At 43.2% G+C, this 21,684-nt stretch carries 15 protein-coding genes; 6 read left to right on the forward strand and 9 right to left on the reverse strand.

Going from position 1 to position 21,684, the window contains the following annotated elements; genetic code table 11:
* Positions 1-182: 182 nt before the first annotated feature.
* Positions 183-983: a lysophospholipid acyltransferase family protein gene (locus W293_RS0102425; protein ID WP_025650928.1), complete on the forward strand. Its 801-nt coding sequence runs from the start codon at positions 183-185 to the stop codon at positions 981-983.
* A 227-nt stretch (positions 984-1,210) separates the two neighbouring features.
* Here W293_RS0102425 and W293_RS0102430 read toward each other — a convergent pair whose 3' ends face one another.
* Positions 1,211-2,251: an aldo/keto reductase gene (locus W293_RS0102430; RefSeq protein WP_025650929.1), complete on the reverse strand. Its 1,041-nt coding sequence runs from the start codon at positions 2,249-2,251 to the stop codon at positions 1,211-1,213.
* Positions 2,252-2,307: 56 nt separating this feature from the next.
* Entirely contained in the window at positions 2,308-2,805 is a 498-nt protein-coding gene (locus tag W293_RS0102435; RefSeq protein WP_025650930.1) for an FKBP-type peptidyl-prolyl cis-trans isomerase, read from the reverse strand.
* 165 nt (positions 2,806-2,970) lie between these two features.
* Between W293_RS0102435 and W293_RS0102440 the strand changes: the two genes are divergently transcribed.
* Positions 2,971-3,642: a DUF1294 domain-containing protein gene (locus tag W293_RS0102440; protein WP_025650931.1), complete on the forward strand. Its 672-nt coding sequence runs from the start codon at positions 2,971-2,973 to the stop codon at positions 3,640-3,642.
* Positions 3,643-4,089: 447 nt separating this feature from the next.
* Here the strand turns inward: W293_RS0102440 and lspA are convergent, their stop codons facing one another.
* The 4 genes from lspA to W293_RS0102460 all read right to left on the reverse strand — a co-directional run bounded on the left by lspA (position 4,090) and on the right by W293_RS0102460 (position 10,482).
* Positions 4,090-4,707, reverse strand: a complete 618-nt coding sequence (gene lspA, locus W293_RS0102445) for a signal peptidase II (RefSeq protein WP_025650932.1) — start codon at positions 4,705-4,707, stop codon at positions 4,090-4,092.
* Positions 4,700-7,561: an isoleucine--tRNA ligase gene (gene ileS, locus W293_RS0102450; RefSeq protein WP_025650933.1), complete on the reverse strand. Its 2,862-nt coding sequence runs from the start codon at positions 7,559-7,561 to the stop codon at positions 4,700-4,702. Before ileS ends, lspA begins: the two co-directional genes overlap by 8 nt.
* A 421-nt stretch (positions 7,562-7,982) precedes the next feature.
* Positions 7,983-8,534 (reverse strand): protein disulfide oxidoreductase, encoded by a 552-nt coding sequence (locus W293_RS0102455; protein WP_025650934.1) that lies wholly within the window; start codon positions 8,532-8,534, stop codon positions 7,983-7,985.
* A gap of 310 nt (positions 8,535-8,844) precedes the next feature.
* A complete protein-coding gene (locus W293_RS0102460; protein ID WP_025650935.1) occupies positions 8,845-10,482 on the reverse strand; it encodes a carbon-nitrogen hydrolase family protein in 1,638 nt (545 codons plus the stop codon).
* A 548-nt stretch (positions 10,483-11,030) separates the two neighbouring features.
* Here W293_RS0102460 and W293_RS0102465 point away from each other — a divergent pair.
* Positions 11,031-11,660 (forward strand): BLUF domain-containing protein, encoded by a 630-nt coding sequence (locus W293_RS0102465; RefSeq protein WP_025650936.1) that lies wholly within the window; start codon positions 11,031-11,033, stop codon positions 11,658-11,660.
* 160 nt (positions 11,661-11,820) lie between these two features.
* Here the strand turns inward: W293_RS0102465 and W293_RS0102470 are convergent, their stop codons facing one another.
* Positions 11,821-13,269 carry an FAD-binding oxidoreductase gene (locus W293_RS0102470; RefSeq protein ID WP_025650937.1) on the reverse strand — a complete coding sequence of 483 codons (1,449 nt, stop codon included), beginning with the start codon at positions 13,267-13,269 and terminating at the stop codon, positions 11,821-11,823.
* Between the two features lie 490 nt (positions 13,270-13,759).
* On the opposite strand from W293_RS0102470, the gene serA reads away from it, so the two are divergent.
* Entirely contained in the window at positions 13,760-14,986 is a 1,227-nt protein-coding gene (gene serA / locus W293_RS0102475; protein WP_025650938.1) for a phosphoglycerate dehydrogenase, read from the forward strand.
* Between the two features lie 371 nt (positions 14,987-15,357).
* Complete coding sequence (locus W293_RS0102480) at positions 15,358-15,891, forward strand: DUF488 family protein (RefSeq protein ID WP_025650939.1); 534 nt, start codon at positions 15,358-15,360, stop codon at positions 15,889-15,891.
* 106 nt (positions 15,892-15,997) lie between these two features.
* Here W293_RS0102480 and W293_RS0102485 read toward each other — a convergent pair whose 3' ends face one another.
* Positions 15,998-17,062 carry a rhodanese-related sulfurtransferase gene (locus tag W293_RS0102485; protein WP_025650940.1) on the reverse strand — a complete coding sequence of 355 codons (1,065 nt, stop codon included), beginning with the start codon at positions 17,060-17,062 and terminating at the stop codon, positions 15,998-16,000.
* A 401-nt stretch (positions 17,063-17,463) separates the two neighbouring features.
* On the opposite strand from W293_RS0102485, the gene W293_RS0102490 reads away from it, so the two are divergent.
* Positions 17,464-20,652 (forward strand): Eco57I restriction-modification methylase domain-containing protein, encoded by a 3,189-nt coding sequence (locus W293_RS0102490; protein ID WP_025650941.1) that lies wholly within the window; start codon positions 17,464-17,466, stop codon positions 20,650-20,652.
* A gap of 87 nt (positions 20,653-20,739) precedes the next feature.
* Here the strand turns inward: W293_RS0102490 and W293_RS0102495 are convergent, their stop codons facing one another.
* Positions 20,740-21,321, reverse strand: a complete 582-nt coding sequence (locus W293_RS0102495; protein WP_025650942.1) for a tetratricopeptide repeat protein — start codon at positions 21,319-21,321, stop codon at positions 20,740-20,742.
* Between the last annotated feature and the right edge of the window lie 363 nt (positions 21,322-21,684).

Below are 21,684 nucleotides of genomic sequence, written 5' to 3' on the forward strand. Positions count from 1 at the left end.
TATGTTACAGCCATTATCGTTGCAAATTTTCAAAGTTCTTAATACCCAGTATATAAACGAACATATGGAGTAGCAGCTCACAACACTGAGTGAACAAACTATCACTGAGCATCAGAATTTTGTTATACTTAGCTCGTTTTTTCACTATCCAAAAACTAGACATTCAATTATGAGGGACGAAGATGAGCCAAGCTAAGTCAGGCTTTTCACTCAGAAAACAATTGGGTCGCGGCAAACAGATTGCCGGTATGACCACGACGATCGCTGGAGGGCTACGCGCCGCTCAGCGGATTGGTGCCTTTAAACAGCCACCACGCGAAAAGCTGCCACGCTATATTCAAGCGTTTTGTCGCAAGATGGCCGGCTCATTTGGGGTAAAGGTCGTCGAAGTCGAGCCAGTACAACAGCATCATGGTCTATGGGTATCCAATCATGTGTCATGGATGGATATTCCGGTTGTGGGCACGGTGAGTCCGGCTTTTTTCTTATCTAAAGCAGAAATCGGTGAGTGGCCAGTATTTGGCAAGTTGGCTCATGCGGCAGGCACGGTGTTTATTCAGCGCGGTTCCGGCGATGCAGGCTCGGTGGCAGCGCAGATAGCCAGCTTTTTGGCGAAAGGGTTTTCGGTGGTATTCTTCCCAGAAGCGACCACCACAGATGGCAAGAAAATCAAGCGCATTCATGGTACCTTGTTACAAGCAGCGATAGATGCAGATGTACCGGTCCGCCCCATTGTTATCGCTTATGTCAATAAGGACGGTACGCTCAGCGAAGCACTGCCGTATTATGGCAAGCTGACGATGACAGAGAGCCTAAAAAAAGTGCTTGATACTAAGGATGTGACCGCTTATGTATTGCCGCTAGAACCAATAGATCCGAAGGGTCTAAATAAGAGCTCAGTAACTGACTTGCTACAAAAACGTATGCAAGAAGGCTTGGCTGAGCTACACACACGGGTGTTAACCACCGACCCTAAGGCATAATTTTCTAAAGTATAAGCATCTAAAGCATCGCTTGTGAAATTAGAAAATCAGCCATAAAAAAGGCGCAAATCGCAGTGATAATGCTAGCGATTTGCGCCTTTTGCTTTTGATGTAAATACGCTAACTTATAAATACCTTAGTCGCAATTTATGACAGTATGATTTGTATCAGACCAACGTTCGCATTGAATTAACTTAACTATCAAATTAATAGGTCAAGATAATAAACTAAGGTGACGGATTGGGTTGCTGGGTATGTACCGCTTCAATCGCGTCTAGTACGTCTGAGCTTAAGGTCAAATCGATGCTGTCAATATTCGATTTTAATTGCTCAGTACTGGTCGCCCCAATAATATTACTGGTCACAAATGGGCGTGAATTGACAAAAGCTAGCGACATTTGCGCCATATCCAAACCAGCATCAGAGGCAATCTTGGCATACTGTACGGTGGCTGATTTTGCTTGCTCGTTCACATAGCGGGCAAACCGATCATACATAGTGAGACGTGCACCTTCAGGGCGTTTACCATCGAGATATTTGCCAGATAGTACACCAAAGCCAAGCGGTGAATAAGCAAGCAGACCAACATTCTCACGATGCGCAATCTCTGCCATATTGACTTCATATAAGCGGTTCAGCAGGCTATAAGGGTTTTGCACGGTGATAGGCGCGATTAAACCGTTTTTATCCGCTTCCCACAGATAACGCATCAGACCCCAAGCCGTATCATTCGATAGCCCATAAGCACGAATACGACCTTTTTTGATCTCGTCATTTAATGCTTGAATGGTCTCTAAAAATGGCGTCAAACCCTCCAATGATTGCGCTGCCATCTCTTCAGTATAACCGCGCTGACCAAAGAAGTTCGCTTGGCGTTCAGGCCAATGTAGCTGATAAATATCGATATAATCGGTTTGGAGGCGTTCAAGATTACCATCAATGGCGCTACTGATGTCTTTTGCGGTATAACGTGTTTGCCCGTCGCGTAAAAAATCCATCGGTGATATTTTGCTGGCTAGCACGACTTTATTACGCTGTTTGGTTTTGTTAAACCAGGTGCCCATAAAGCGCTCAGTATCGCCTTGCTTGTCTTTATCCGGCGGTGAGGGGTACATTTCAGCCGTATCCCAAAAGTTGACCCCTTCGCTTAGCGCCATGTCCATTTGCTCATGCGCTTGGGTCTCATCATTCTGCTGTCCCCACGTCATAGTGCCTAAGCAGATTTTGGAAACGTCTTCATTAATTTGTGGCAGTTTTTGATATTGCATCTGTTTATCCTTGTTTTTATTCTAAATAAGGTTTTTACTCTAAAGCAATTTTTATACTACATTAGCTTGATACCAGTGACGCCCGGCGGTGTTACTTTGAATACTTTTACTTTAAATAATACGGATTGACCGGCTAAAGGATGATTGAAATCTACTTCTATCTCATCGTCACTGATGGCGCTAATGGTGCCAGGTAAGGTGTTTTTACCTTTGTCCTCAAACTCTACCATCATGCCGATTTCAGGATTGTCAGCGACTAGCGCGAACTGGGTCCGGCTAAAATGTTGAATGTTGTCAGGGTTCCAATCACCAAACGCTTGCTCTGGATCGAGGTGGGCAGAGCGTGTATCACCTGCACGCAGGTTCATTAACACTTGCTCAAAACCGTGCAATAAGCTCTCGTCGCCAATGGTTAGCGTCACTGGCGCATCGCGGCTAAACGTTGAGTCAATCACTGTACCATTCTCTAGGGAAACTTCAAAATGCAGCTTTACAAGACTGCCAAAAGTGATGCGGGTGTCTTCATTGGGATTGATAAATTGCGAGTCATTCATAGTCAAAAGCCATCTGTTGCGGGATTGGGAAGTCAGGTCAAAAATTAATATAAAAAATGATAAGTATAAGAAATGATAAGCCATCTGGGAAAGGTTGTAAGCGTAAATAGTGTAACGCAAATAGTGTACTATATTTGGCATGTCTAAATGAGGGTGAGAGCAACCATGGCAAATAAGCAACAAGGCCACATCAAGAAGTGGCAAGATGATAAAGGCTTTGGCTTTATCGACACTGAGCAGGGCGATTCAGTATTCTTTCATATCAATGAGTTCAAAGCGCGCCGTCGCCCTGAAGTGGGTGAGCAAGTCGTCTTTACGCTTGGGCAAGATAACCAAGGGCGGATGCAGGCAAAAGATGTGCAAGAGCTAAGCTTTGTCCAACAGAAAATAGCACAAAAAAACAGCCAAATCCGTCAGCGTAATGCAAAACGTAGTCATCAAGCGGAGTTTGAAGCTGGACAAAAGAAACGGCTGTTTCTCGGCGTTGGATTTTATGGGGTTTTAATCTTACTGGCCGTCACTGATAAGTTAAGCTGGCTGGTCGTTGGTTGGTATGCGGCATTAGGGGTTATTACCTATGGTATGTATGCCAAGGACAAAGCGGCTGCGCAAAGTGGCGCTTGGCGTACGCCTGAGTCGACCTTGCATCTGTTAAGTGCGCTAGGTGGTTGGGTTGGGGCGATGGTCGCGCAGACGTATCTGCGCCACAAGTCACAAAAGCCTGAGTTTCGAGTGGCGTATTATTTGACCGTCGTGATTAATATGGCAGGGTTGTTGTTTATATTGGCGGGCGGTGGTTTGAACTTTTTAAAAGAGTTGCTTGATTCTTTGGTATAAAAGAGATTTTCCTTCAAGATGGAAAACCTCTTCTCCTGATTTACGTTTAACTTCCAGTGCAGTTTTTGTAGGGTGCACCCAGTGCCCCGATAAGGAATAATGATATAAATATAGCTAAGTTGTAGCTTACAAACAACCATTCGTAATGATAAATTCGTAAAACATAACCACAACACATACCTAAAAAATCATAATCTCACCGCTAGCCCTGATAGTAGCGGTTATCCTTATCTAAGAAAGGCTGATGAGACTCAGCTGCTGGAAGTGTCGCCGGTCAGCAATCCCAGCAGCGCTTTAGTCGAATAGCCTTTCTTAGGTAAGATAATAGCGTATAGCAGGATCAGCTCCAACACAGTAACTTATCAAAAATAACAGGCAAAAGAAAAGATGGGTTACGTATTCGCAAACCCACCTTTTGAATCTAAAAACTAGCTACGATTATAATCGTTAAACCTCACGCTTTTTTTCCAAAAAGAGCATGTCAATCACAATCAGCACCACGCCGATACAAATACCCATATCGGCAACATTAAAGATAGGATAGTTCCAAACGTTGGCATAATGCACATGGATAAAGTCAATCACGTGACCATGTAGCAAGCGATCGATTAAATTGCCCAGCGCACCGCCCAATACTAAGGCCAGTCCGACAGAAAGCAGCTTGGCTTTTCGTGGCGCTTTGACCAAATAGCCAATTAAGAATAGCGACATTAATAATGCCAATCCGGAAAAAAACCACTTTTGCCAACCGCCAGCATCCGCCAAAAAGCTAAAAGCCGCACCGTAGTTATAAGCCAACGTCCAATTGAGGAATGGCTCAATCACGGGTACTGGCTCATGGAAAGTCAGGTTGGTTTCAGCTAGCCACTTCGTGCCTTGATCGATGATAAGTACGACCAGCGACAGCAAATACCATACAAAAGCACGACTGCCATTAGCAATCATTTTTGGCGTTTTGGTCAAGCGACTTCTCGGCGTCGTTGAGTTCCCTATTGTTGCATGCGCAGGTTTAGGCGAATTATCGACGTCAGTAGGTGGCAGATTGTTTTTTGATGAATTAGGCATAGTGGCGCACCTCGCCATTGCCTGCGACATTAGTGACGCAGCGGGCACATAGTTCAGGGTGTGCGCTATCGGTACCGATGTCATTACGGATATGCCAGCAGCGTACACATTTAGTGCCAGTCGCAGCACTAATATTGACCACTAAGTCTGCCGCTTCTTTGGTGTTGCTTTCGGCTTGCTCTGCTGCGTCATTCTGACTAGCAGCAGGTGCATCACTCATTGGCTTCAAAGTCGCATTGCTGGTAATCAAGACAAAACGCAGCTCTTCACTGAGCTTAGCTAAGCTTTCATACATCGCCCCATCGGCGTATAAGTCAACGTCAGCAGATAAGTTAGCGTTGATGATTTTTTCGCCGCGCGCCGTTTCGATATGCTTATTCACCATATCTTTTGCTTGCATAATACGTTGCCAGTCATCGTTACTGATAGCGCTTAGCTCAAACTTTGGAAAGGTATACCATTCTTCAGTAAACACATAGCCTGCTTCGTTGCCGTTTTTACCTTGCAATACTTCCCACGCTTCTTGGGCGGTAAATGACAAAATCGGCGTAATCCAGCGAATCAATGCTTGGGCAATATGATAAATAGCCGTTTGCGCAGAACGACGTGGCTGTCCATCAGTTTGGGTGGTGTACTGACGGTCTTTGATGATATCTAAGTAAAAGCTGCCCAAGTCTTGTGAGCAAAACGCGGCAATATGTTGAGTAACTTGGTGGAAGTCCATCGCATCATAAGCGTCGATGATTTGTGCTTGCACGGTTTGCGTACGCTCAATGATGAACTTATCAAGGCTGACCAGCTCATTAATATCAACGCTGTTGGTCGCTGGATCAAAGTCATCAGTATTGGCAAGCAAGAAGCGCAGAGTATTACGGATGCGGCGATACATATCGATCGCACCTTTGAATACTGTTTTGCCCGCGCTCATCTCATAACGATAATCGCTCGACGCAATCCACAAACGCAGCATGTCTGCGCCTGTTTTATTGATCTCTTCTTGCGGCGTGATGATATTGCCAAGCGACTTACTCATCTTGCGGCCGTTTTCATCGACCACAAAACCATGGGTCAATACTTGCTTGAACGGTGGGCGCTCGTACATCGCTTCAGAGGTAAGCAGTGACGTCTGGAACCAACCACGATGCTGGTCAGAGCCTTCTAAGTATAGATCAGCGGGATTGGTCAATTCATCGCGTTGCTCAAGGACGGCAAAATGCGTCGTACCCGAGTCAAACCAAACGTCTAAGGTGTCGGTAGATTTATCATAATCAGCCGCTTCTGTACCTAAGTAATCTTCACAGCTGGCATCAAACCAAGCTTCAACGCCGCCAGCATCGATATTTTTTGCGGCGACTTCCATCAGCTCAAGCGTATTTGGATGCAGCTCGCCCGTTTCTTTATGAGTGAAAAAGGCAATCGGCACGCCCCATGTACGCTGGCGTGAGATACACCAATCTGGGCGACCTGTCATCATCGATTCAATACGGTTTTGACCCCATGCTGGCGTCCAGTTGACGGCTGGGATATCTGCAAGTGCACGCTCACGTAAGCCTTCTTTCTCCATATTGATAAACCACTGCGGCGTGGCACGGAAGATAATTGGCGATTTATGACGCCAGCAATGCGGATAGCTGTGCTCAATCTTGGTATGGCTAACGAGATGACCGTTTTCATGTAGGGCGGCGATGATTTTTGGATTGGCTTTGTAGATATGCTCGCCCGCAAATACCGCTGCACTGTCTAAATAGACGCCTGTACCGCTCACTGGGTTTTCAACTGGCAAGTCATATTTGAGACCAACGATATAATCGTCAAGACCGTGACCCGGTGCGGTATGGACGAGGCCCGTACCGCTATCTGTAGTCACGTGATCGCCTAAAATTAATGGCACTTGACGATCTTCAATCAATGGATGCTGGGCGCGTAGACCTTCCAGCTCGCGTCCGGATACAGTCGCTAATACGCCTTCATTGCTGAGCTTAAACGCAGTCAGTGCGCTTTCAACCAAATCAGTCGCTAGTAGGAAGTTGCCTTTTTCGGTCGCCACCACACTATAGTCATGCTCGGGATGTACGGCGATGGCTTGGTTGGCAGGTAGCGTCCAAGGCGTCGTCGTCCAAATAACGGCTGCGATATTACCATCGATTTCGCTCAATGCGGCAACTTTTTCGGTATCGAGCACATCAAAGCTAACGTAGATAGCATCTGAGACTTTGTCCTGATATTCAACTTCGGCCTCAGCCAGCGCAGAGCTACAGTCCAAGCACCAATTGACCGGCTTCATACCGCGAGTCACATGACCGTTGTCATAAATTTTGGCAAGAGCGCGCACGATGTTGGCTTCTTGATGGAAGTTCATCGTCAGATAAGGATTGTCCCAATCACCAAACACACCCAGACGTTTAAAGTCTGCCTTCTGTAGCTCAATCTGCGTGCTTGCATATTCGCGGCACAGACCACGGAATTCAGTCGCAGAGACTTTTTGACCGACTTTGCCGACCTTGGCTTCGACCTTTTGCTCGATAGGCAGACCATGACAGTCCCAACCTGGCACATAAGGCGCGTCAAAGCCCGATAAGGTTTTTGACTTTACGATAATGTCTTTGAGCACTTTATTGACCGCATGACCTAAGTGAATCTGACCGTTGGCGTATGGAGGGCCATCATGCAAAATGTATTTGGTCGCACCTGTACGCGCCTGACGAATTTTGCCGTACACATCATCCGCTTCCCATGCAGCCAGCCAATCTGGCTCGCGTTTGGCAAGGTTTGCACGCATCGCAAAAGGCGTGTCGGCAAGGTTTAGCGTGTCTTTATAATCTTGGCTTGGTGTATCAGTGCTTTTATCAGTCATAGAAGGTGTCTTTTAAAATGAGGGTTAGAGGTTGCGTTTGAAATTCAGGCTTAAGGTTAAATATAATATGGGGTCAAATATTTGATAATCGATGCTAGCCTTTTGCTTAGAAAACGTTGCTTATAACGTGTTGCTTAAAAGATATAGCTTATAACGTGTTGCTTATAAATAGTTACGTCCATCATAAATGCTAATGAGACGATTGCAACAAAAAATATTTTTAACAGAATAATTAGAAAAGTGAATATGATAACGGCAGCTATTATATGACAAAATGGGTAGGGTAAAAAGAGCTGACCAGTATCGTCCTGTTTTTAACTAAAACCAATCATTGATGTCAGCATAAATACTTTGTCCATTAAAGCATAGGTCTGGCAAGTTTGATTGTCTATTTATTAGATTATACCTAACTGGCTAAGCGCTAAAAAACTTCTGACAACCACAAGCGCAATCTAAGCGACCAGAGTGGTTGAATACCGGTCAGCCCTTGCGTCATCTCGCCATCTTTTAGAACCACATAAGAAGGCGTGACTTGTCCTTGCCAATCGGCAAATATCTCACCTGCTTGATCGTTGACCGTGGTAAAGCGGTAACTATTTTCATTAAGGTAGCGGTGCAGCTCTTGATCTGAGCCAGACTTAATCGCAATGGTAACCACTGGATAATTATTTGCCGCTGCAAGCTTGTCTATCGTCGGTGAGGTCACACGACAAATCGGGCACCAAGTCCCCCAAAAGTATATCAGGGCCGGTTTATCCTCACTCAGCGCTGCTAAGTCAATGCTTTGACCTTGATAGTCGGTCAATTGCAGTTGCGGATTGGCTGGCATGACCGGTTGTCGCCACCAATTGACTGCGCTATAAATCACCGCAAATATCAAGCCATATAACAGTATGGTCTTAACTATCGACAACGTTCTTTGCTTCGACGTCTTTTTAGGTGTCTCAATTATCTTTTGGCTATCAGTCGTCATAGTGTCTGCTTTTTTTGCTTTGGCATAGTCAATCCCCTATAAATTAGATACGCTGTCAGGCTCGCTCAGTCTACTATATATAGTCAGAGCACTTTTAAACCGCTACGGTGTTACCCGCCCTAGAGGTACTCAATGTACTATCTGCGGTCGGTCGCCTTGTAGCGATTCTAAAATTCCTTGACTATATAGTACTTTCATTCGCCTTCCTTACATCTAAATTATCTTGAACCAGCGATAGATAAAAATAAACGGCTGAATAGTCAGCCGTTTATTAAAGTATTTTGTTAGAGGGTTTTTTTATACGAATCGCCTAAGGCTTTTGCGCGCGATTTTGTAATGGATCACCGATGAGGACGCTACCTGAATTTTCACGACGCTCTTCGTCGGTTAATTTACTCGCTGGAATTTTGGCTTTTTTCTTCCATTTTAAGCTAAATAAGTCATCACGGCGATCAAGCAAGTTATGCACCGAGCCTTCGTTACGGACATGAGTGAGCTTATCCAAATTCACATCTGAGAAGAATACCATTTCGGTATTGGCTGTCGTTTCTGCCATAATCGCATCATGCGGAAAAGCAAAATCAGAGGGTGAAAAAATAGAGGACTGTGCGTATTGAATGTCTAAGCTTTCAACTTGCGGTAAATTACCCACTGAGCCGCATATCATCACATAACACTCGTTTTCAATGGCTCGTGCTTGGGCACAGTGACGCACCCGCAAATAGCCGTTTTTGGTATCTGTCCAAAAAGGCACGAACAAAATATCCATATCGTCAAGCGCCAACAAGCGTGCAAGCTCAGGGAACTCAATGTCATAGCAGACTAAAATCCCAATACGACCCGCATCGGTATCGAATACTTTGACCTCGTCGCCACCTTCGATGACCCATGCGCTACGTTCATGCGGGGTAATATGAATCTTACGCTGCTCTTCAACCGTCCCATCGCGGCGGCAGAGATAACTGACATTGTATAGTGTATCGTCTTCGTCCAATAATGGCATAGAGCCGGTGATTACATTGACGTTATAGCTGACTGCCAGATGCGAGACTTCGTTTTTGAACCATTCGGTATAACCGGCTAAAAAGCGAATGGCCACGTTTTGATCCGTGGATTCACACAGACCCATCAATGGCGCGTTAAAAAACTCTGGTAAGCAAGCAAAGTCTGAGTTGTAATCCGCCATAATATCAACGAAGAACTCCACTTGTTGTAGCAGCTCCTCAGGCGATTCAACCTCACGCATTTGCCACTGAATACCACCGATACGCACCTCTGATTTACGGGTGTTTGGCTTATAGTCTTGCGGCTCATAATAAATGTTGGCCCATTCAAGTAGCGTCGCAAAACCTTTAGACTGAGCATCATCTGGCAAATAGGCCGTCAAAATACGTTTAACAATAAAACCGTTGGATAATTGGAAAGATAGGGCAGAGTCGTGGATTTCACGTGACTCGACCGCATCGATATATTCGCCAGGGGTCAGGTCTTTGTGGTTATGATAATTAGGAATGCGACCACCGGCCAAGATGGCTCGGAAGTTTAACTGGCGGCACAGCTCTTTACGCGCATCATAAAGACGACGACCCAAACGGTAGCCACGATATTCAGGGTCAATTAGAGCATCCAAGCCATAAATAGCATCGCCTTTTGGATTGTCTCTAATGATTTCTTTGTGCCCAATCAGGTCATCATAGGTATGCGGGTTAGAGAACTTGGCATAATCAACGCGCATCGATAGCACGATACCAATCAATTGATCGTGGTCAAATAGGGCAATCTGTCCCTCTGGAAACGCATCAATCAAAGTATGAATAGTAGTCTTCGACCATGCACCGCCCAAGTTCACATATACGCGATCCATCAAGGCTTTTAACTGCGGATAATCTTTTTTCTTAATCTCAGCAATCGTGAGGTGAAAGTCGTCTATTTTTTCGATTTTACTCATAAGGTTCCTGTCTTCGCTGTCAATAAATGTCGTAAAGTTAACGCTGTATGCGCGGTAATAGCCATAGTTATCAGTAGAACTAAAAACTTTTGTGTAACAAAGGCGATAAAAATATTCCAATCGACTTATATAATCGTTACAATAATTTATCTTTTTATTTACAATGAGTTATAAAGACCACATCTCATATCAAAGATTTTGATAAGGGTTTTTCGTAGGTTTGCAAGCGTCTCTATTCAAGAATACTGACCTCATTAGTAGCTGTATCAATCGTACTTGAATAAACTACCTCTGTTCTACTAGTGCCCAAGTTCTGTCACATCTCTTATTATTTCTGGCTAGTCCCAGTTTGGCTTATTACTGCTGATTTCGATAATCATCATACCAAGGTAGCGGATCAATGACAGTCCCACGTAGTAAATATTTGCTACGTTTTTGTGAGTCGCTATCTCTGCTTAGCTTAGAATGAGTCTGGAATGAGCTTGGACGTAGTCTTTGTTTTTCTTGTTTTGTTTTGCGGCCTATGGGCGGCTTTTTAGGATTATTTTATGACGCCCTTAACGCGCACGGTCGACACATTAGAAACCGTAGAAGATTCCGCACTGATACAATTGGTGTATGTCAGCAGTATTACCCTCAGTGCACGGCTAAAAGCCTCAATATTCGATGAAGTAGAAGGTCATGCTCGCGATCATAATGAGCAGCATGGTATCACTGGTACTTTATGTTATGGCAATGGTCATTTTTTACAATGTATCGAAGGCAAGAAATCTGAGGTATTCGACCTGCAAAAACGCATTTTTGCGGATAGCCGTCACAAGAATATTGAAGTATTGCTATTGCGAGTCATCAATCAGCGCAGCTTTGTCGATTGGCGCATGCGCTTGTTGTTTTTGGAGCGTTGGTTATGGTCACCAGCGACCAAGAAACAAGCCGCGCAGTTGTCTCCTTTTTTACCGTTTACCCCGCAAGGCTGGACTTCTGAGCGCACCGAGCAGTTTTTACAAATTATCAAAACCTTTGATACGCCGCCACATATAAAAGCCGCCGGTATTACTTACAATGCCTTGGGCAATATGTTTCGCCATATCGCGGCGCCGCACCAAGCGTTTTTAATCGTCCAAGGTTGTTTGAGTCTATTGTTGATGGTCGCATTGGTACTGCTTTATTTATCATAAACATCTTATAGATTAACTACTTTTACGCTTTTAATCTTTTATACAAGTGATGCATTGCCAGCTTAAGAGCAAAAAAGACGCTAAACTTTTCAGTCTAGCGTCTTTTTTATACCATAAAAATGGTTTACTTCCTGCTAAACCATCAATCAACAGACCCTAATCACATATCAAAAATCTTCCCACGGTTCATGATGTTGTTTGGATCAAATACTTTTTTGACTTCGCGTAAGTAATTAATCTCAGTTTCGCTGCGGCTATAGTGCAGATAAGGCTTTTTGGTCATGCCAACGCCATGTTCAGCAGAGACTGAACCGCCATATTTTTGTACCGTCTCAAATACGTGTTTATTAACGATTTGACATTCTGCAAAGAAGTCATCTTTGCTCATATTTTCTGGCTTTAAGATATTCAGATGCAAGTTACCGTCACCGATATGACCGAACCAACACACTTCAAAGTCAGGGTAGTTGCTGCTGACGATGTGATCAATCTCAGCGATAAACTCAGGTACGTAGCTTATCAGTACCGAGACATCGTTTTTATAAGGGGTAAATACTGAGATGGTCTCCGAGATATATTCGCGCAGCTTCCACAGCTCTTCCGCCTGCGCCAGACTCTGACTCATCACCCCATCGACGACCCAACCTTGTTCCATACAATGCTCAAATATTGCCATGGCTTTGTCCATGATAGGCTCATACGGCGCTTCAAACTCGAGTAGTGTATAAAACTTGGTGCGTGATTCAAACGGCTCTTGTACTTGGCCGTGCGCCATCAGCTTATCAATGGCCACATCATCAAAGAACTCAAACGCGGTCAAATCGATCTTTGCTTGAAAGGCTGATAGCACATTCATGACGTCGTTAAAGCTGTCCATGCCAAGTACCATGACGTTTAAGTCTTGCGGCTGACGCTCAAGCTTGATTTGCGCATGAGTCACTAAACCAAGCGTGCCTTCGCTACCGATAAACAACTGGCGCAAGTCATAACCGGTGGCATTTTTCACCATGCCGCGATTGAGCTGCAAGATATCACCTTTACCGGTGACCACAGTCAGGCCCATAATCCATTGACGAGTCATGCCATAACGAATTACCTTGATACCGCCCGCATTGGTGCCAATATTACCGCCCATTTGGCTAGAGCCTGCCGAAGCAAAGTCGACAGGGTAGTAGAGGTCTTTTGATTCGGCGAATTGTTGCAATTGCTCAGTCACCACGCCCGCTTCAATCTCGACTAAGCGATCAGCAGGATAGAATTTGCCGATTTGGTTCATCTTATCCATACTGACCACAATCTCACCATTGGCCGCGACCGCGCCAGCAGACAGACCAGTACGACCGCCACTTGGCGTCAAGACAACATTGTGCTCATTGGCAAGCAAGACGATGGCTTGCACTTGCTCAGTGGTTTTTGGAAAGACAATGGCAGAGGCGGCAGGCGCGAAATGCTTGGTCCAGTCTTTGCCCCAATGTTCTAGGCTTTCGCTATCGGTCTTGATTTGGCTGGCGTCAAATTGATGGCTATCAAGCAGTGTGCGTAAAATAGTCTGCACGGCGTTGGTATTGTCATTGGTATCAGGTTTAGGCTGGCTAGATAAAGAGGTCATGGTCAAATCTCGGTATGAACGTAGGCGCTATGCATAAAGGGGATTATTATATCGCTAAATGGATATAACGAAGCGGCTATAACTGTGTTTATATAATAAGAAGGTCGCGAATGTGGTTTTTAGTATTCATGAATATGCTTATTATATAATGAAATATTTGCGCGCGCATACATGGCATAAATAGTTAAAAAGACAGTTTAATAAACATTGAACATAATAGTTCACTATAGCATAAAAAGTTTTCAGGCTTGATATCCAATAATTCATCTAATCTGCTAACATCGACGTCGAATTTTGTGTAAGATATCCGGACTGTTTTCGTTTCATCCATCGTATAGTCAAAGCACTTGTAAATGGTTACGGCGTTAACCTCTCTAAATGTACTAAGTTGTACTATTTGCGCTCGGTTGCCTTGTACCCACTTTAAACTGCTTCGACTATAGATTATCCTTCAGATAATTTTATAAGACAATTATAGGACAGTTCTCATATGGCGTTATCACTACAAAAAGACAAAATCCGCTTTTTATTGCTTGAAGGTCTACACGACAATGCCTTAAAAATATTGACAGATGCTGGTTATCAAAACATCGAGAATATCAGTCATGCGTTAGATAAAGAAGAGCTGATCGAAAAGATCAAAGACGCTCACTTCATCGGTATTCGCTCACGCACCCAACTGACGCGTGAAGTACTGGAGCATGCGCACAAGCTGATTGGTATTGGTTGCTTCTGTATCGGTACCAACCAAGTAGACTTGGAAGCGGCTCGTGAACTGGGTATTCCCGTCTTTAACGCGCCGTATTCGAATACTCGTTCGGTGGCTGAGTTGGTATTGGCCGAAACCATCATGCTGTATCGCGGCATTCCTGAAAAAAATGCCACCGTACATCGCGGCGGCTGGGGCAAGTCTGCGACCAACTCGCATGAAGTACGTGGCAAGACCATGGGTATCGTCGGCTATGGCTCTATCGGCTCACAGTTGTCTGTGTTAGCAGAAAGTTTCGGTATGAAGGTCATTTATCATGACGTGGTGACCAAATTGCCATTGGGTAACGCCGTACAAGTCGGCAGCTTAGAAGAATTACTGTCGACCGCTGATATCGTGACCTTGCATGTTCCTGATGTGCCAAGCACCCGCTATATGATGAAAGCTGAGCAATTTGCGCATATGAAAGACGGTAGCTACTTTATCAATGCCGCACGGGGTACTTGTGTCGAGATTGATGATCTAGCAGCGGTATTAGAATCTGGCAAAATCTTGGGCGCGGCGATTGACGTATTCCCAAAAGAGCCAAAATCTGCTGACCAAGAGTTTGAATCACCGCTACGTAAATTCGATAACGTGATTTTGACGCCACATATCGGCGGCTCAACGCAAGAAGCACAAGCCAACATCGGTCTAGAAGTCGCAGAAAAATTCGTTCGATATTCAGATCAAGGTGATACCCTCACGGCAGTGAACTTCCCAGAAGTCTCTATTCCGTTTAAAGAAGGCTCACATCGTCTGTTACATATTCACAAAAACGTACCTGGCGTCCTCTCACAGATTAACCGTCTGTTCGCTGAGGCGCACATCAATATCTTGGCACAGAGCTTAATGACCGAAGGCGATGTTGGTTATTTGGTCATGGACGTAGATTACAACGACTCAAGCGCGGCGCTGGATCAGCTAAAAGACGTTGAAGAAACCATTCGCGTCCGTATTTTGTTCTAATAGATTACTCATAACGTTTCAGACTGACGGTATACTGATGGTATAAAAACACGTCTTAAAGTAAGTTAAGCGAAATAGCAGATGACCTTGGTGGTTGTCTGCTATTTTTTTATGTTGGGTATCGTTATAAGTATAGGGTCTAGATTGCTTTGTTTGATTTTACTGCGTTAGCGACCTTCGACCACGATTGTCCTACAAAAGTCCTAATGAGTGAGCAGGTTGAGACTGGTTAATATTGAATGAGCAAAACCATTGAACCATTTAAGACAAAACCATTTAAGACAAGAGCATGCAAAATAAAGCCATGCAAAATAGGACGACAACCATAAAACTTAAAACCACAATGTGACAATACGATAACGGCTTAACTTATGACCACCACATTTTATACGATTGGACATTCGACCCGTAGTCTTGATGAGCTGATTGAGATGCTTCAAGCGGCTGATATCGAATTACTCATCGATGTGCGCAGCTTTCCTCGTTCTCGTACCAATCCTGTTTTTAATATCGATACTTTTCCACAAGCGCTCAGTCAAGTTGGTATCAGTTATCAGCACTGCACCGACCTTGGCGGGCGACGTCCAAAACAAAGGCAGGTCGATGAGCAGATAAATGATTTATGGCGCGTGCAAGCTTTTCATAACTATGCAGATTATGCGTTGAGTGATACTTTTCAAGCCGCTCTCGACCAACTCATGCAACTGGGAAAAAAACAGCGTCTGACCCTGATGTGTTCTGAAGCAGTATGGTGGCGTTGCCATCGGCGTATTATTACCGATTATTTACTTCTGAGAGGCCATAGGGTGGATCATATCATGGGCGTTGGTCGCTTAGATCTTGCCAAACCAACACCAGGAGCTGAGCTAAATAGTCAAGACCAATTGGTTTATCCAGCGGTATAAAAAAAGGGTTAAAAGAAGATACGCTGTTGGTCCCTTCTTTTAACCCTCATTTTCAATAAACCCGCATTTCTAATAGACGCTAGTGTCGTTAAGTGTTTGCTGATTTCTATTGTTTAGATTTAGCGTTTTCTTGCTGCTTTCGCGCTTCAATCTTTGCCGCTTTACGCTTTTCTATAACGTCCATCACATCGCTACCAATATGCGCTTCGCCGCGCTTTTTCGCCAGCTGCATTTGATGCTCGCGCTCACGGAATCGTGCTTTTTGCTCGTCAGTGGCTTTATCGATACAATGCGGGCAAGATTCGCCTTTGATATAAGCCGCACTTTGCATGTCATCTTGAGTAATGGGCATACGACAAGCAAAGCATTGCTCATAGCTGCCTTTTTCTAAGTTATGATTGACCGAAACCCGATTGTCAAAGACGAAGCAGTCGCCTTGCCACATAGAGTCGCTGGCAGGCACTTCTTCGAGATATTTTAGGATGCCGCCTTCTAGATGATAGACCTCTTCAAAGCCTTGCTCGCGCAAATAGGCTGTAGACTTCTCACAGCGGATACCACCGGTACAGAACATCGCAACTTTTTTATGCTTAGCGGGGTCAAGCTCTTTTGCGACGTACTCTGGGAACTCGCGGAAGGTTTCGGTATTTGGGTTGACGGCATTTTGAAAGGTACCGATTTGCACTTCGTAATCGTTACGCGTATCAATCAAAATAACCTCAGGGTCTGAGATAAGCGCATTCCACTCGCTTGGTTTTACATAACGACCGACCGATTGCAAAGGATCGATATTTTCTACGCCCATTGTCACAATTTCTTTTTTCAGCTTCACCTTAGTACGATAAAAAGGCTGAGCATCAGTATAAGATTCTTTGAAGGTAAAACTGCCAATCGCTTCGATACTACGCAGGTAGTCAAGGACGGTGTCAATACTTTGGCGCGTACCAGAAATCGTCCCGTTAATGCCTTCAGCGGCAATCAACAAAGTGCCTTTGACCTCATTCTCAAGCATGGTATTTAAAATTGGCTCGCGATATTGCTCAAAATCTGCAAAGCGCGTGAACTTATAAAGAGCGGCAACGACGATGTTATTGGTGACGCTATCGTAGGCTGGGGCTGACTTACTATCGGTCAGATTGGTATCCGCATTGCTATTTTGAATGGTACTCATATTTTTCTCCTGCTGGCTAGGTCGCAAACCTAGTGCGTTGGGTTAGCAGTCTGGTTCAAATAAACACGCTATTGTGTCATCCTCGCTTGATGTACTTTGGGTACAATCTGTGCTCGGCTTCCTTATATCGCATTCATTTGAAATAGACTTGGTTGGTTTAGAATGAGATATAACACTAGCGTAATTGTGGAATTGGCTAATGCGCGCGTAGTGTAGCAAATTTGGCAAGGTTTTTGAATCATTTAATGGCTGATGACATCGTTCAAGATATCAACGACTCATGACAGAGATTCTATATGAGTGATAATAGTCTTTAGGCATTTATCCGATGAGTAGAGCTTGCTATAGTAGACGTTTGCTCATCATCTTGACCATATTTATTTCATTGTAAAGGCGCTCATATGTCTCTGTTCCAATCTATCGTCATCGAAAAGTATGTCCGTGAACTTGATAACACTCAGCTAGAGACAGCATGGCAGACTTTTAGCCATTGTTTTTTAAACTTATCAAAGCAAGACAACATCCGCCTAAGTAAAGAAGAGCAGTATCAAGAAGGCTTTTTGCGTGACTTATTCGTCGATGTCTTTGGTTACACGCTAAATCCCAATCCTGACTATGATATAACGACAGAATTCAAAAACCAAACGGGCAGTAAAAAGGCTGATGGCGCGATACTCAAAGACGGTCATGCTATTGGCGTGATTGAGCTAAAAGGTATGAATACCACTGACCTTAGCAAAATTGAGCAGCAAGCTTTTGGCTATAAAAACAATCAACCTAAGTGCCGCTATGTCATCACCTCTAACTTTCAAAAGCTACGTTTGTATATCGATAATGCGGTTGAGTTTATAGAGTTCAATCTATTCACTTTGGCTCAAGAGGACTTTGCATTACTGTATTTATTGCTCAATCGCGACAGCATCATGAACGATTTGCCTGCCAAGCTCAAGTCGGCATCATTGTCTCAAGAAGAAGCGATAACTAAGCAGCTTTATAAAGATTACTCGGTGTTTAAACGTGAATTATTCAATGATTTGACCACCAATAACCCAAGCGTAGACAATTTAGTATTATTTCAAAAGTCACAAAAATTACTCGATCGGCTACTGTTTATTTTCTTCGCTGAGGACAGTCATCTGTTGCCTGCCAACTTTGCAAAGGGAATCATCAGCGAATGGGAGAAGTGGAAATCGCTAAAAATGACTGTGCCTTTGTACGATAGGGTCAAAGCGTACTTTGGTTATTTGGATAAAGGTCATAAAGATGAGTATAGCGAGATATTCGCCTATAACGGTGGACTGTTCAGCACTGACGAGCTGCTGGACAGCGTCATCATCAGCGATGATATTCTACAGACCCATATCAAGATACTCTCCGAATACGACTTTGACAGTGAGGTAGACGTCAATATCTTAGGTCATATCTTTGAAAACTCATTATCAGAGCTTGATGAGGTAAAGGCGCAGCTGACAGGTGAGGTGGTAGATAAATCGCAAACCAAGCGCAAAAAAGATGGCGTGTTTTACACGCCAAAGTACATCACCAAATATATCGTCGAAAACACAGTCGGCAAGCTTTGTGAAGACAAAAAGTTAGCGTTAGCATTGAATGACGAAGATTATGAGCAAGATATTACTATTAATAAAAGCGGTAAAAAACGAAAAAAAACAGATAAGAGAATCGAAGAAGAAAAGGTAGCTCTAGATAGATTAAATGCGTATCGAGACTGGCTATTACAAATCACGATTTGTGACCCTGCGGTAGGCAGTGGGGCGTTCTTAAATGAGGCGCTAAACTTCTTAATCGCTGAGCATGAGTATATCGTTGAGCTAGAGACGAAATTGTTTGGTAGTGGTCTGGCTTACCCTGATATCGAAAACAGTATTTTAGAAAACAACTTGTTCGGGGTCGATATCAATGAAGAAAGCGTCGATATTGCCAAGCTGTCACTATGGTTACGCACAGCGCAGCCGCGACGTAAGTTGAATAACCTCAATAATAATATCAAATGTGGTAATTCACTGATTGATGATCCCGCAGTCGCAGGTGATAAAGCCTTTAATTGGCAAGCAGCGTTTCCACAAGTCTTTGCAAAGGGTGGTTTCGATGTGGTGATTGGTAACCCACCTTATGTAAGGGTGCAGAATATTGAAAATAATTTAGTAGATTATTATTTCCAAAAATATCAAAGTCCAAAGGGTAAGTTAGATTTGTCGATATTATTTTTTGAAAAGGTTTTTAAATTAATTAACAATAAGGGAGTTGCAGGTTATATATCATCATCTCAATGGATGCAAACAGACTATGGTGAAAATATTCGAAAAATTTTATCTGAAAATAAGTTTTCCGAAATAATAGATTTTGGCTCTCTTCCTGTTTTTGAAGATGTAGAAACGTATCCAGCTATATTCTTTCTTAATAACAAAGAAAATGATTTTTTTCAATATAAGAAGGTGATACATAAAAAAGATTTGAACTTCTTTGGAGTTAAAAATAGTCCGTCCACAGACTATACATTTGATAAGCTATCATCAAAAGCATGGCAGTTTTCTGCATTTGATTTAATAGAAAGTCTAGAAGACAAAAACATACATTATGAACTTCTTGAAAGATTTGCTCCTGCCTATATCGGCTGTCTAACAGGAATGGATGCAGCTTTTGTGGTAAATCAGGAAATTATCGAGAGATATAAGTTGGAAACTGAGATTATCTATCCATATGCTTATCGTGGTCAGGAAGTCTCTAAATATTCTAATACAGAACCTACAGCATCAATTATATATCCCTATTATAATGAAAATGGAGATTCTAAATTAATTGAAATGAATGATTTTATCCAGCTTTTCCCTAATTGCTACAATTATTTGCTTGAGTTCAAAGATGATCTGATGGAAAGAAAGGATAGTCGTAAGAAATATGCTTTTGAAGAAAATTTTTACAGACATCTTCGTGCTGGAAATTTCAATTATATTACACCCGAGAAACTCATACTAAAAGGTGTAGATACTAATTTTACAGTTGGCTTGTTGGGTGCAAATACAGCATTTAATGGTGCTAACACGCCTGCTTTAATTCCAACTGATTCCTCTAATATTTCAATAATGACTCTATTATCAATACTAAATTCAAAGTTAATTTCATTTTACCTCAACCAAATTTGCCCAAAAAAACTGGGTGGTTATTATAGATATAATGCGAAAAATATATCAGCTATTCCAATTATTAGTCCAAAAGATGATGAAGTAATGAATAAAGGGTTATTGGTATCTAAGTTAACACTACAAATGGAAGACTTAACAGGTAAATTTATTCGCACCTTGCAACGAAAATTTGATATCGACAAGCTGAGTAAAAAGCTAGAAAACTGGCATGAACTAACGTATTCAGAGTTCGTCAAAGAGCTGGCAAAAAAGAAAATTAAAATGAGCTTGGGTGATGAAGCGGAATGGGAAGAGTATTTTTTAGCCGAACAGACTAAAGCAAAGCAATTGATAGCAGAAATTGAACGTACCGACCGTGAGATAGATCAAATGGTCTATAAGCTATATGACTTAACCGATGCTGAGATTGCCATTATCGAAGCCAGTTAATGTCAGCATTTATCATTCTCTAAACACAAAAAATCCAGCTCAAAGGCTGGATTTTTATTTTCAAACTAAAGCTGTATGTTGCTAGATTTACTTGCTCTGAAACCAAGTATCGGCTTTACTACGAGCGCTAGCGATGTCTGAGCTTGATAAGTTCAATGCCAACTGACCGATTTTACCGCGTGCTTTGTTACGTACTTTTTCATCAAGCATGCCGTCACGGGCAGCCAAATCGTACCATTTATAAGCATCAACTAGGTTCTTTTGCTTTTCATCTAGCAAGGCAAGCGTATAGCTGGCACGGTTATCACCACGCATGGCGGCTTTTTCTAACCAAACCTTTGCTTGTTGCAAGTTAGGTTTTACGCCTTCACCGCGCAAGTACATGATGGCAAGATTCAACTGAGCAGGAGCAACGCCTTGCTGAGCAGCTTTGGTATACCACTGGATCGCTTGTTGAGTGTTTTGAGCGATACCTTGGCCTTTTTGCAAGCGCTTAGCTAAGTAAAACTGAGCGTGATGGTTGCCTTGAGCAGCACTGGCAGACAGCTCACTGACTGGCATTAGCTCAAAACGTGAGGTATCAAGTGGCACGTTCGATATCAACTCAGCGTTGGCAAGGCCGGCACAAGAAAACAAGGCAGTGAACAACGCAGCTTTTAATAATTTCATAGCAGCTCCAAAATTAGGCAGTTAATAAGCAAAAAGAGTTGTACCGCTAAACATTATCTCGCTAAAGACAGTTAGACGGTGATAACAATTAGGTGAAATCTTGCGATATGAACTTACCTAATTATTAGCAATTTAAATAGTTGTTGAGTATAGCCGTTACCTTTAGTCGGACCGATAAACGGTTAAAATAGAGGTGTGACTGACACTATTTCGCTAGCTTAACACCCAAACTTACGAAACTCAAATACTAATTACACGATTTAATCCTCATCACTACCTTAGTGTCCTTAATAAAATCATAGAGTTACTAAGAGATAATAAAGAGTTAACAATGTATTAAGGTCTAAAAACGTGCGTAATGGC

It is taken from the genome of Psychrobacter sp. TB67, from assembly GCF_000511065.1.
In the GTDB taxonomy this organism is placed as follows: domain Bacteria; phylum Pseudomonadota; class Gammaproteobacteria; order Pseudomonadales; family Moraxellaceae; genus Psychrobacter; species Psychrobacter okhotskensis.

Excerpts from the sequence above, each read along its gene's own strand:
- W293_RS0102425 (WP_025650928.1), top strand. The coding sequence starts at position 183 with ATGAGCCAAGCTAAGTCAGGCTTTTCACTCAGAAAACAATTGGGTCGC.
- W293_RS0102430 (WP_025650929.1), bottom strand. The coding sequence starts at position 2,251 with ATGCAATATCAAAAACTGCCACAAATTAATGAAGACGTTTCCAAAATC.
- W293_RS0102435 (WP_025650930.1), bottom strand. The coding sequence starts at position 2,805 with ATGAATGACTCGCAATTTATCAATCCCAATGAAGACACCCGCATCACT.
- W293_RS0102440 (WP_025650931.1), top strand. The coding sequence starts at position 2,971 with ATGGCAAATAAGCAACAAGGCCACATCAAGAAGTGGCAAGATGATAAA.
- lspA (WP_025650932.1), bottom strand. The coding sequence starts at position 4,707 with ATGCCTAATTCATCAAAAAACAATCTGCCACCTACTGACGTCGATAAT.
- ileS (WP_025650933.1), bottom strand. The coding sequence starts at position 7,561 with ATGACTGATAAAAGCACTGATACACCAAGCCAAGATTATAAAGACACG.
- W293_RS0102455 (WP_025650934.1), bottom strand. The coding sequence starts at position 8,534 with ATGACGACTGATAGCCAAAAGATAATTGAGACACCTAAAAAGACGTCG.
- W293_RS0102460 (WP_025650935.1), bottom strand. The coding sequence starts at position 10,482 with ATGAGTAAAATCGAAAAAATAGACGACTTTCACCTCACGATTGCTGAG.
- W293_RS0102465 (WP_025650936.1), top strand. The coding sequence starts at position 11,031 with ATGACGCCCTTAACGCGCACGGTCGACACATTAGAAACCGTAGAAGAT.
- W293_RS0102470 (WP_025650937.1), bottom strand. The coding sequence starts at position 13,269 with ATGACCTCTTTATCTAGCCAGCCTAAACCTGATACCAATGACAATACC.
- serA (WP_025650938.1), top strand. The coding sequence starts at position 13,760 with ATGGCGTTATCACTACAAAAAGACAAAATCCGCTTTTTATTGCTTGAA.
- W293_RS0102480 (WP_025650939.1), top strand. The coding sequence starts at position 15,358 with ATGACCACCACATTTTATACGATTGGACATTCGACCCGTAGTCTTGAT.
- W293_RS0102485 (WP_025650940.1), bottom strand. The coding sequence starts at position 17,062 with ATGAGTACCATTCAAAATAGCAATGCGGATACCAATCTGACCGATAGT.
- W293_RS0102490 (WP_025650941.1), top strand. The coding sequence starts at position 17,464 with ATGTCTCTGTTCCAATCTATCGTCATCGAAAAGTATGTCCGTGAACTT.
- W293_RS0102495 (WP_025650942.1), bottom strand. The coding sequence starts at position 21,321 with ATGAAATTATTAAAAGCTGCGTTGTTCACTGCCTTGTTTTCTTGTGCC.